Source organism: Aerococcus sp. 1KP-2016, assembly GCF_002252085.1.
In the GTDB taxonomy this organism is placed as follows: Bacteria; Bacillota; Bacilli; order Lactobacillales; family Aerococcaceae; genus Aerococcus.
Window position 1 is genome coordinate 64,040 of record NZ_NEEY01000004.1, and the last position, 10,954, is coordinate 74,993.

General features: G+C 37.6%; 11 protein-coding genes. 9 read left to right on the forward strand and 2 right to left on the reverse strand.

All coding sequences use genetic code 11. The annotated features are described in order from the left end of the window. Window positions 1–2: 2 nt before the first annotated feature. The 5 genes from B9P78_RS01795 to B9P78_RS01815 all read left to right on the forward strand — a co-directional run bounded on the left by B9P78_RS01795 (window position 3) and on the right by B9P78_RS01815 (window position 4,992). Window positions 3–830, forward strand: a complete 828-nt coding sequence (locus B9P78_RS01795; RefSeq protein WP_094517869.1) for a two-component system regulatory protein YycI — start codon at window positions 3–5, stop codon at window positions 828–830. A 44-nt stretch (window positions 831–874) separates the two neighbouring features. Then, window positions 875–1,597: a DUF2207 domain-containing protein gene (locus B9P78_RS10455; RefSeq protein WP_094517870.1), complete on the forward strand. Its 723-nt coding sequence runs from the start codon at window positions 875–877 to the stop codon at window positions 1,595–1,597. Window positions 1,598–1,632: 35 nt separating this feature from the next. Beyond that, window positions 1,633–2,667 (forward strand): DUF2207 domain-containing protein, encoded by a 1,035-nt coding sequence (locus B9P78_RS10460; RefSeq protein WP_094517871.1) that lies wholly within the window; start codon window positions 1,633–1,635, stop codon window positions 2,665–2,667. A gap of 30 nt (window positions 2,668–2,697) precedes the next feature. Then, entirely contained in the window at window positions 2,698–3,513 is an 816-nt protein-coding gene (locus B9P78_RS01810) for an MBL fold metallo-hydrolase (RefSeq protein WP_233487648.1), read from the forward strand. A 111-nt stretch (window positions 3,514–3,624) separates the two neighbouring features. Beyond that, a complete protein-coding gene (locus B9P78_RS01815) occupies window positions 3,625–4,992 on the forward strand; it encodes a S1C family serine protease (protein ID WP_094517872.1) in 1,368 nt (455 codons plus the stop codon). 400 nt (window positions 4,993–5,392) lie between these two features. Here B9P78_RS01815 and B9P78_RS01820 read toward each other — a convergent pair whose 3' ends face one another. Next, window positions 5,393–6,067, reverse strand: a complete 675-nt coding sequence (locus tag B9P78_RS01820; RefSeq protein WP_094517873.1) for a TrkA family potassium uptake protein — start codon at window positions 6,065–6,067, stop codon at window positions 5,393–5,395. Between the two features lie 13 nt (window positions 6,068–6,080). After that, window positions 6,081–7,475, reverse strand: a complete 1,395-nt coding sequence (locus B9P78_RS01825; protein WP_094517874.1) for a TrkH family potassium uptake protein — start codon at window positions 7,473–7,475, stop codon at window positions 6,081–6,083. Between the two features lie 159 nt (window positions 7,476–7,634). Between B9P78_RS01825 and rlmH the strand changes: the two genes are divergently transcribed. The 4 genes from rlmH to B9P78_RS01845 all read left to right on the forward strand — a co-directional run. Beyond that, window positions 7,635–8,114, forward strand: coding sequence for a 23S rRNA (pseudouridine(1915)-N(3))-methyltransferase RlmH (gene rlmH / locus B9P78_RS01830; RefSeq protein ID WP_094517875.1), 480 nt, complete (start codon window positions 7,635–7,637; stop codon window positions 8,112–8,114). Between the two features lie 257 nt (window positions 8,115–8,371). Then, on the forward strand, window positions 8,372–8,875 hold the full coding sequence (locus B9P78_RS01835) for a hypothetical protein (RefSeq protein WP_148138562.1): 504 nt from the start codon (window positions 8,372–8,374) through the stop codon (window positions 8,873–8,875). A 78-nt stretch (window positions 8,876–8,953) separates the two neighbouring features. Further along, on the forward strand, window positions 8,954–9,250 hold the full coding sequence (locus B9P78_RS01840) for a hypothetical protein (protein ID WP_003143745.1): 297 nt from the start codon (window positions 8,954–8,956) through the stop codon (window positions 9,248–9,250). 323 nt (window positions 9,251–9,573) lie between these two features. After that, a partial coding sequence (locus tag B9P78_RS01845; protein WP_158520568.1) for a G5 domain-containing protein occupies window positions 9,574–10,954 on the forward strand: 1,381 nt, incomplete at its 3' end.

The window sequence follows — 10,954 nt, forward strand, 5'->3', positions numbered from 1 at the left end:
AGATGAATTTTAGAAAAGTAGAAGTCATTTTTATTATTGCATTCTTGATTTTGGATATCTTCTTGATCAATATTTTTTGGGATAAGTATATTGGTACTTTTAACCAAGCAATCGCAAGCCAGTCAGTAGACATTGAAACAGAATTCCAGACAAATAACATTAGCTATAATGATCCTTCAGATGAAATATTGACGACTCCTTTTATTCGAACCAAGAATAAAACGATTACCATAGATGAAGTATTATCTGTTACAAGCGATACGCAAAGTGTTGAAGTGGTGTCTGAGTCTAGCCAAATTATTTCACAAATCAATGAACCAGTACCCTTAAAAGGCGTTGATGCCAATACCGTTTCAGGCACTCTTTCAGAAGATACCTTGAACCAATTGGATAACTTTGTAGATAGTGAAATATACGATGGTAACTTGTATCAATTTGTAACCTATGATCAAAATGCAGGTACGATTCTTTATATGAAGCAAACGACTGAGAATTATCCGATTGCGGATGGCTCGAGTGAGATTGTTTTCCAAGTAAATGAAAATTATGCGGTCTATGGCTATGAACAAACGGTGACTGGTGAATCGGCAGCACAAGGGGAAGATAGAACGGTCATTACTCAAGCACAGGCATTAGAAAATGCCTTTTTAAACAATTCTATTCCGGATGACGCAACCATTGTGACGTCCTTCTTATCGTATCGTCAAACCCTAATGCTTGAAGAAATTACCCTCTACCATCCCGTATGGACCTTGTTTATCCAATCAAGTGAAGGAACTACACAAAGGGTATTTGTAGATGCTATTAATGGGTCAATTTTAACGCAGTAGTTATTGTAATCAGAATAGTTTGAAAATTGGAAAGAGGATTTGTCATGTTTCAGAAAAATACATCTATTAAAAGATATCCGAGGCTAAGCACTAAAATGAGCACTTGGTTAACAGCGACTATTGTCATGTTCGCTATGTTTGCTGGTCAAGTGACCAATGTACAGGCAGAAGTGAAGGTCACAGATTATGCCACCAATATTGATATTCAAGATGACGGCAGTATGAAGCAAACTGAAACATTTGGCTTTGATGTAAAGGGAACAGAGAATGAAATCAATCATCGTATTGATTTAGGTGAACTTGGAAAGTTGACGGACTTAGCCATTAATATGAAAAGTGTAAGTGCGAATGCATTCTTCCCGTTTGTAGCTAGTGACTCGAACGAAGTGGGGACTTATACCTTAACTGAGCGAGAGAATGGTATGGATATTACCATCTATAATACCATTACAAATGCACCACATATCGCCCAAATATCAGGTACCCTTAGTGATTTATGGACGAATTATGCAGAGTGGTCAATTTTAAAGGCCAATTTCTTAGCATTGCCATATGATACAGAAGAAGCAAGTTTAACATTGAACTTCCCAGCAGCGGTACCAGCCGATCAGTCTGATATTATTGTTTCTTCTAAGGCAAAGACAAACTTAAGCTGGTCTGAAGACCGCACTAGTTTAACCATTACAGCTGAGAATTTAGGTGCGAATGAAGTGATTGGTGTACAAATGTACATGCCCGTTGCGCTACTTGCCAATAACCAAACGTAGGTAAAGAATCAGAAGGCGAGTCGATTATTAAAGAAATGCAAGCTAGCCGTAAAGCAGAAGCCAATCAAAAAACTCGTTTGACGAGACAAATATGGCTTGTATCGGGTACTTTGTTTATCCTGATTTTTGCTTACGCGGTTTACTTATTTATGAAAAAACGTGCTATTTTCAATGCTGTTCCTGATCTAAAGGGGGCCGTGCAATCAAAACCTAATTACTTCGCACCACATAGTGTTGCCATGTTAACAGGTAAAAAATACTCGGATACACAGGCCATTGTCCTGTTGATTTTAGAAATGATCGAAAATAAGACGCTCGCCGCTCATTTTATTACCAATAAACGCGGTCAAATCGCAGATATTCAAGTAACACCATTGACAAATGAAACGAACCATCCAGCTGGCCAATTACTGCTAGCAGCGGTTGTTGAGCAAACAGATGCGCATAGACAAGTGGTTTCGTTGAATGAACTGATTTTTAATCCTGCTAGTAAGGGTGTTGTACTTTTCACACGTTTAGGCCGTAAATTGGTACGTAAAATCCGTCAAAATGCGAAACAAGCCTTAAATAAAGAGGGCGTTTATAGTAAAATGAATCAAGTATTCTATACTATCTTAACGATTTATATGGTAGCATGGTTATTTGGGACTTTCTTCGTGGGCTACTGGCAAGTGCAATTGGGTCAGGTGAATATTTGGGCTATCGTACTTATTATTTTGAGTTTGGCGCTTGTGTATCTGATTCAACAAAATGTACTACCACTACGTACGGAGACAGGGGTTGCCTTATATAGACAATGGCAATCTTACTTGAAACAATTAGTGCAACAAACTACGGCTGGTGAAGTTTGGTCAAACCAAAGTAAAGAGTGGTTAGATGATAAATACCTTTATTCATGGGTAGCTGCAAATAATGTGAAGTTAGCCAAAAATGTAGAAAATGATCCACAAATTTTGCAATTACCTTTGATGGGCTCAGCCCAATCAATTGCACATTTATCGTTGAAACGAATGAAATGGCAACCAGAATTTGTAGCAGATCAAACAGATTCAGAAGAAAACAAACAATAAAACTTAGTAAACAACATGTAGGAGGCAATCGTGGAGACTGCAAAGAATGATTTTACAATGCGTGTTTCCATGCTCGGCAGTAGCTCTAGTGGAAACGCGACTTATATAGAAACCCCCAAACGTAAGATTTTGGTGGATGCAGGTTTTAGTGGGAAGAAATTAAAGGATTTGCTAGCAGGAATCAATCGCGATATTTCGGATATTGATTCTTTGTTTATCACACATGAACATTCAGACCATATTAAGGGTGTTGGTGTGCTAGCGCGTAAATATGATTTGAATGTGTATGCCAATGAAGCCACATGGCGTGCATTTGGCAATAAAGTTGGTACAATACCAATTGAAAAGCAAAATATTATCGAACAAGGGGATATCTTAACCCTAGATGATGTGGATATCGTCTCTTATGGTGTGAGTCATGATGCAGCCGAACCGCAATTTTATGCTTTTCAAAAAGATAACAAGCAATTCACTATTCTGACTGACACTGGCTATGTAAGTGACCGTCTAGTAGGGTTACTGAAAAATTCAGATGGCTATTTAATTGAGTCTAATCATGATATTGATATGTTGCGCATGGGTTCATATCCATGGTCATTAAAACAACGTATTTTGGGGGATGAAGGGCATTTATCAAATGATGCCGGCGCCCAAGCAATGATTGATATGATTGGTGACCGGACTAAACGAATTTACCTAGGTCACTTGTCTAAAGAAAATAATATGAAGACCGTTGCACACCAAACGTGTGTATCTGCATTGACTCAGGCTGATTTAGGCGTCCATGAGCAATTTGAGGTCTATGACACCAATCCAGAAAAACCAACGGAGCTTTATACTTTATAATGAGGTTTATAAATTTTTATAGTTTTGCGCCTAAAAAGTCACAAAATATTCAAAATTATCTGTTATATTACAAATTGTAAAGGCCAACTTAACAACGAGGGGGATGAGCATATGTCTCAAAATAATGATCCATTTAATAACCAAAACGACGAACCAATTAAAAACCCAAATGAACCACATAAACCACATAAACCAGAAAAGAAAGCCCGTAAAATGACACCCTTACAATCAGGTTTGATTGGGGGCGCTATTGCTACTTTATTAGTTGGTGGGGTAGGTTATGCCGTTACCTCCTCGGCTGATAATGAAACAAGCATTTCGACTGAAGAGGTGCAATCAATGATAGATTCTGCTGTATCTAGTGCGCAAGCAGGCGAAACAAGCGGATCAGTTCAATCAACAAGTCTGGACGTTACAACGGATGTTTCTGAAACCGTAGCTAAAGTTCAAGATTCTGTTGTTTCAGTTGTCAATATGACAGAATCAGTTTCAACGTATGATTTATTTGGTTTCACATCACCAACACAAGGAAGCGAATCATCATCTAGTGAAGATGCTTCAACAGAATTGGAAACCTCTTCTGAGGGGTCTGGTGTCGTGTATAAGGTTGATGGTGACACAGCCTATGTTGTGACAAACAACCACGTTATCGACGGTGCAGACGCCATTAATATCATTATGGCTGATGGTACACAAGTAGAGGCCGAATTAGTTGGTACAGATCCATGGACTGACTTGGCTGTATTAAAAATTTCTTCTGATGTTGTATCGACAGTTGCTGAATTTGGTGATTCTGATAGTTTAACTGTTGGTGAACCTGCTATTGCGATTGGTTCTCCTTTAGGATCTGATTATGCAACAACAGTAACGCAAGGGATTATTTCAGGTTTAAATCGTTCTGTATCGGTAGACATCGATGGCGACAGTACTTATGACTGGGTTGCCAATGTTATCCAAACAGATGCTGCGATTAACCCAGGTAACTCGGGTGGTGCCTTGCTAAATGCAGCAGGACAAGTAATCGGGATTAACTCTATGAAAGTGTCCGACTCTTCAGTAGAAGGTATGGGCTTTGCAATTCCAGCAAATGATGTCCAAACAATCATTGCTGAGCTTGAAGCAAATGGACAAGTGATTCGTCCAGAGCTAGGTGTATCAATGGTAGACTTGAACCGCGTTTCGCTTGAATATCAATCACAAACCTTAAAATTACCTACAGACGTAACTGAAGGTGTATATATTGCTGAAGTAGCTGTTGGCTCTGCAGCTGAAGCGGCTGGGTTACAAGCTGATGACGTTATTGTTGGTTTCAATGGTGAACCAGTAACCGATTCTGCATCCTTCCGTCAAGCACTATATAGTCAAGAACCAACGGCGAGTGTGGAAATTTCATACTTCCGCAACGGTGAATTACAAGAAACAACCGTGCAATTGCAAGTACAAGAATCTTCTTCAGCAGCAAGCACAGTAACTGAATAAAATAGATATTGAACAGCGTAAGCACAGCATCATCGCGTAGCTTGCGCTGTTTTTCTCTGGTCAATGCTTGCTTGCGGCCGTATTGGTGCGTGTTTGATGGCATTTATTCAATAATAATAGGTTTATCCCCAGAAAGTATCCACAGAGTTGGGGATAAGATACGCAAAATGGGTATAAGTTTGTAACATTGCTAGAAACATTGGTATAGGGAGGTTATAAAACTTATTTAAATCTGTGGATAGTGTGGAAAAATAAGGGGATAACTGTAAAGTTAAATAGAAATGTCGTAATCATAGGATTTATCTAGATTTAGACTTGTAGATACTGTGGATAAATATGTGTATGGAAAAAGCGGTTGAAACGGAGCATTTGCTCGATTTCAACCGCTTGATTAATTTGATTAACGAATTTCGCGTAAGTAGTCTGCTTTCTCGAATTTATCCGTATTGGCAATTGCAACATAGATGTCATCTGGTTTGATAACATAGTCAGCAGGGAACGTAGTTGTTAATGCGTCACGACGTTTCTTACGAATACCGATAATATTAATATCGTAACGTTGACGAGTGTTTAAAGTTGTTAATGCCTTACCAATCCATTGGTCAGGGGCACGGAATTCAACTAATGAAGTTTCGTCATCTAATTTGATGACTTCTTCAATGGTGTTGTGAATCATGCGACGTGCAATTTGAATACCTGATTCTTTTTCAGGTTGCACTAACACGTCAACACCAAAAGCTTCTAGTACTTTACGGTTAGTTTTATTTTTTACTTTACAGATGATATGTTTGATACCTAATTCTTTGGCGTTAATAACACCAAGAACTGAAGCTTCTAAGTTCGTACCTGTTGAAACGACGATCGCGTCACATTGGCCGAAACCTAATTCCCGCATATAATCGATATCAGTAAAGTCACCTACTGAACCAACTGTTAAGTAGCCTTCTAATCGGTCAACATTCTTTTGATCAAGGTCACAGGCAATGATTTCAACACCATTCTCTGCTAATTCTTTGGCAATTGTTGAGCCAAAGATACCTAATCCTAAAATACCAACTAATTTAAATTTTCCCATTTTTTGTTTACACCTATCCTATTAAAATATTTGTGGTTGTATATTGAATATCATGTGTTTTATCTTTTTTATTTGGTAATAATGAAAGAAACATTGTCATTGGGCCAATACGTCCAATAAACATTAATGCCATTATAACAATTTGACTTGCCATTGTTAGCGTTGGTGTTAAGTTTGCAGTTACACCAACCGTTGCAAAGGCTGAAATTGATTCAAATAAGATATATAAATAATCAACGTGAGGGTCGAAGATTAAGATTAAACCTGAACCAATAATTAAAAGCGCAATGTAAAGCAAGAAAATAACGAAAGCTTGTCGCAATAATTGGGCAGGAATGGAATGTTTTACAAAGTTAACATGGTCTTTTTGTCTAATTTCAGAAATGGCTAACATAATAACCAAGGCGAAGGTAGTTGTTTTTAAACCGCCGGCAGTACCACCTGGGCTACCACCGATAAACATAGTAACAATAAAGATTAAATTAGAGATTGGATGCGTCAAAGTATAATCAATTGTTGCGAAACCAGCTGTACGCATTGTAACGGTTTGAAATACGGCAGTCATTATTTTATTGCCTATGGTCATATTACCAATAGTACCTTCATTTTGCCATTCAAACGCTAAGAATAGAATTGTACCAATTATAATGATCAAGATTGTCATACCAATTGCCAATTTTGTATGTGGACGCAATTTACGAATTGCAGCTTTAAATGCAATTTTAGGGCGAGACCAGTCAAACTTCTTGATTTGAGTTGTGACATCAAACCAAACACTAAAACCAATACCACCTAATATAATTAATGAAATGATGGTCCAGTTAATAATTGGTACTGTTTGATATCCTATCATTGATACATTCCCTAAAGGATCAAAACCAGCATTACAGAAGGCAGATACAGCCATGAAGATACTGATAAAAGCACCTTTCGCAAAGCCTAACTCTGGGATAAAGAATGTGGAAAATAACAAGGCACCGATACCTTCAATGATAAAGGTATATTTGAAAATTTTCCCCAACCAGTTAGAAATATTATCTAGCGAACTACTATTCAAGGCACCTGTAACAGCGACTTGAGCACTCAATCTAACATTGTGACCAACTTTGAAGTAGATGACAGAGATAAAGGTCATCAAGCCTAGACCACCAATTTGAATTAAGATCATCATGATGATTTGACCAAAAAGGTTGTAAGTATCATAGATAGATTCTACCCATAGGCCGGTTACACAGACTGCGGAAACGGCGATAAATAGATGATCAAAGTATGTTGCATCTGATGTTGCCACTTGGCTGATTGGTAAATTCAATAGTAGGGAACCGACAAAGATTACCAAAGCGAATGATAACGCGATGATTTTGGCACTGGATAGTTGACTAACAGGGTTAGCAACATAACTTAGCATTTTACGAAAAATATTAATCGTTAAGCCCTCCTTATATAATTTAGAAAAAATTAATCATTGCAAATACGATTAATTATAGCCACTTCATGCGAAAAATAAAGTAAAATAGAAAAGAAAAACTGTTAAATAAGTATTTTTGCATGATTGGAGCCTTTTTGCATGTTAGTTAAAATTATCTCAGTTGGAAAACTGAAAGAAAAGTATTTAAAACAAGGAATCGAAGAATACGTTAAACGGTTGAGCCGTTATACAAAATTCGAAGTTATTGAAGTGAAAGATGAACCAACTAAGGAAAATGCCAGCGAAGCGGAAGATGTGCTAGTCAAGAATGCTGAAGGCGAACGCATTTTATCCAAGGTAAAAGATGATGACTACGTCTACCTGTTAGCAATTAACGGGAAGATGATGTCGTCACCTGAATTAGCCAAACATATGCAGCAACAAATGACTCAAGGGAAATCAACCCTAGTCTTCATTATTGGCGGATCTCTAGGAACGAGTGATGCCGTGTATAAACGTGCCAACCAGGAAATTTCCTTCGGTAAAATGACCTTGCCACATCAATTGATGCGATTAGTCTTAACCGAACAAATTTACCGTAGTTTCCGTATTCAAAATAATGAACCGTACCATAAATAGATGAGGTTTTTTCGTAGAAATACCCGTATACTCTGATGAAGATTCATAGTGAGATTTTTAAAAGTTTACTGTAATTGCGTTCGGTAGTTCTGTAAAGACTCTTGAAAATAGCTAAACGGTAATAAAATTATGATAACCACTTACGATTGAAGTTAAGACTGCACATAGTGAGCCGTCTAACCCCTGGTCATCCCGGGATAGCGTATTATATTTTTTTCATACTTGTACCAGAGCACATTAAGCAGATTGTAGACGAAATGAACGAACAGATTGAATCGAACCGGAAGCCATGGGAAATGGAGTTAAACGGCTTAGATGGAAAAATTGAAGAAACAGAAGGAAAATTAAAGAAATGGCAAGAGTTAGTCAAATCCAATCCTGAATTAACCAAGGAACTTGAGGGAAGAATGACTGAATTAGAAATTAAATACATTGAAAAGAAACACAGAAAAGATGAGCTTCTAAAACTCCTACAAGCAGAAGGGTACAAATTCACAACAGAAAATGTGTCTAAGGTAATGAAAGTAGCTAATCGAGCCATAATGGATTCATATAGTAAGGCGGATACCAAGGAAATCTTACGAACATTCATTGACAAAATAACATTCAACAAAGAAACTAAGGCGGACTACCTCATCTACACCCATTTTAGCAAAGAAATAGTCGATAGATTAAATGACCTAACTAAAGAAGAGCCAACAGCAGGAATGAATGCTGTTGGCTCTTTAACTTTGAAAAATCTAATAAAGGTAATTATCTAAATTATCCTTTAGTTTATTGATCTATTAGTTACTAAAATAAATATAATTGTGTTATGATTATAGAAAATAAGAAGAAGATTGGAAAAGAAGAAAAAAACTGGATATAAGAATCTCTTAACCATTTTAACAATAGCAGCGATTCTCTCAAATGTGAGTATGCAAGAGGTGAATGCTGCAGAAGAAAATAGGTCTAATGAAGTAGCCCCGGAACAAGAAGTAACTGTATTCTCGTTATTTATCCAGCTATTTGAGCCGTTTTTTTCAAACGATGTGAATGCTGTAGGTAATGGTGAGTTAATACGAGATGAAAACGGTGTCATATTGGAGGGCAGAGACAACACTCTTAAGGAATTATTTAGGTATGGCAACTTCTGATGTAAATTGAAGGGGGGTGCAAGTGAAAAAAACAACAAATTGTAAACTTGATGAATTCATTGAAAGGAGGCGTAAGCTTGAAAAAAATATATAATAAAATTATCTCCTTATTCGTTTTATTTACATTACTTTTAGGATATGGAGGATCTGTCGTCTCACATGTAAGTGCAGAATCTACAGGTGGATTACAAGATACAATTGGAGTAGATAAAACAGCTAAACGAACACCGGGATGTCGAACATTTGAAGTGAATTTGAATATTACTGGAGAGCCACAACCAGCTCCGGTCGATGTTGTACTTGTGCTGGATAGATCTGGAAGCATGAATTTTACAGCAACAACTAATCCAACAAGAACTAGACTTTACTATGCAAAGCTTGCAGCAACTAACTTTGCCGAGAGAGTCTTAGGTCCAAATGGAATCCCTGGTAGTAGGGTTTCTGTAGTGAGTTTTAGTGGGCCAACATCAACAACTGGTATTGGAAATCAAAATCAGGCGCGTACAGACTTAGATTTATCTACTAACTTAACAACAGTTACTAATACTATAAATGGTATATCCGCAGGTGGAGGAACTAACACAGAAGCAGGATTTAAACAGGGTCAATCCGTTATTCAAGGACCAACAAGTAATCAAAATCCAAACTCAAATAAAGTAGTGGTTATGCTCACTGATGGATTACCAACTGCAAGTAACGGCAATCCTTATGCTGAAACTACGAATATTAACCATGTTCATATCCAAAGGGCTATAAATGCAGGTAAAAATATCTATCAAAATGATATAGCTGATGTCTTTACTATCGGTTTAACAACCGGCATGAATGCTACAGAAAAGGCACTAGCAGATAATATGCTAACACAAGCACAAAATAAGGGTTATTACCCAGCTCCATCAGCTACAGAACTTGATGCGATCTTTGAAGAAATCTCCCAAAGACTTGGCTATGCATCAACAAATGCGAAAGTAGTGGACAAAATTGGAGATAACTTTGATTTAGTTGAAAGTTCATTACCAGCAGGTGCAACTTACAATTCTGACACTAGAGAAATAACTTGGAACCCAGGAACAATATATGAGAGTGCTCAACTTAAATATACAGTTGTAGCGAAGCCGGATTTCCCAGGAGGACCAGCAGACACTAACGAATTTGCAAAATTAACCTACAAAGATATATTTGGTAATGATCAGACAAAAGATTTCCCAGTACCAGAGGTAGATGTTCCGACACTTATCGAAGTCAGCTTAACAGATGCAACGATCAATTTAGGCGACTCCATTAACTTAGGTAGTGGAACAGATGAAAATGGAGAAAACTACATGAGTCCTGTCACAGGTGGAGACAATGATGGTACGACCTTCACTTATGAATGGCGAAAAGTAGGGGATGACACAGTCATATCAAAAGATAAAAATCCAAGTGTTAGCCCTACAGAAGATACTCAATATGAATTAACAGTTATAGACTCAAATGGTTGTATAGCTAAAGCAACGATGTGGGTTAGAGTGAGTAGTCTTACAGTAGTTGAAGAAACACGCACCGAAGATGTAGCCTTTGAAATCGAGTACGTGGCGAATCCAGACCTACTAGTCGGTACAGAAGAAGTATCCCAAGAAGGTGTATTAGGCGAACGAACAATCGTTGAAAAAGTAACGACTGTTGGTGGAGAAGAAACTGCTCGAGAAGTTATCTCAGATGAAA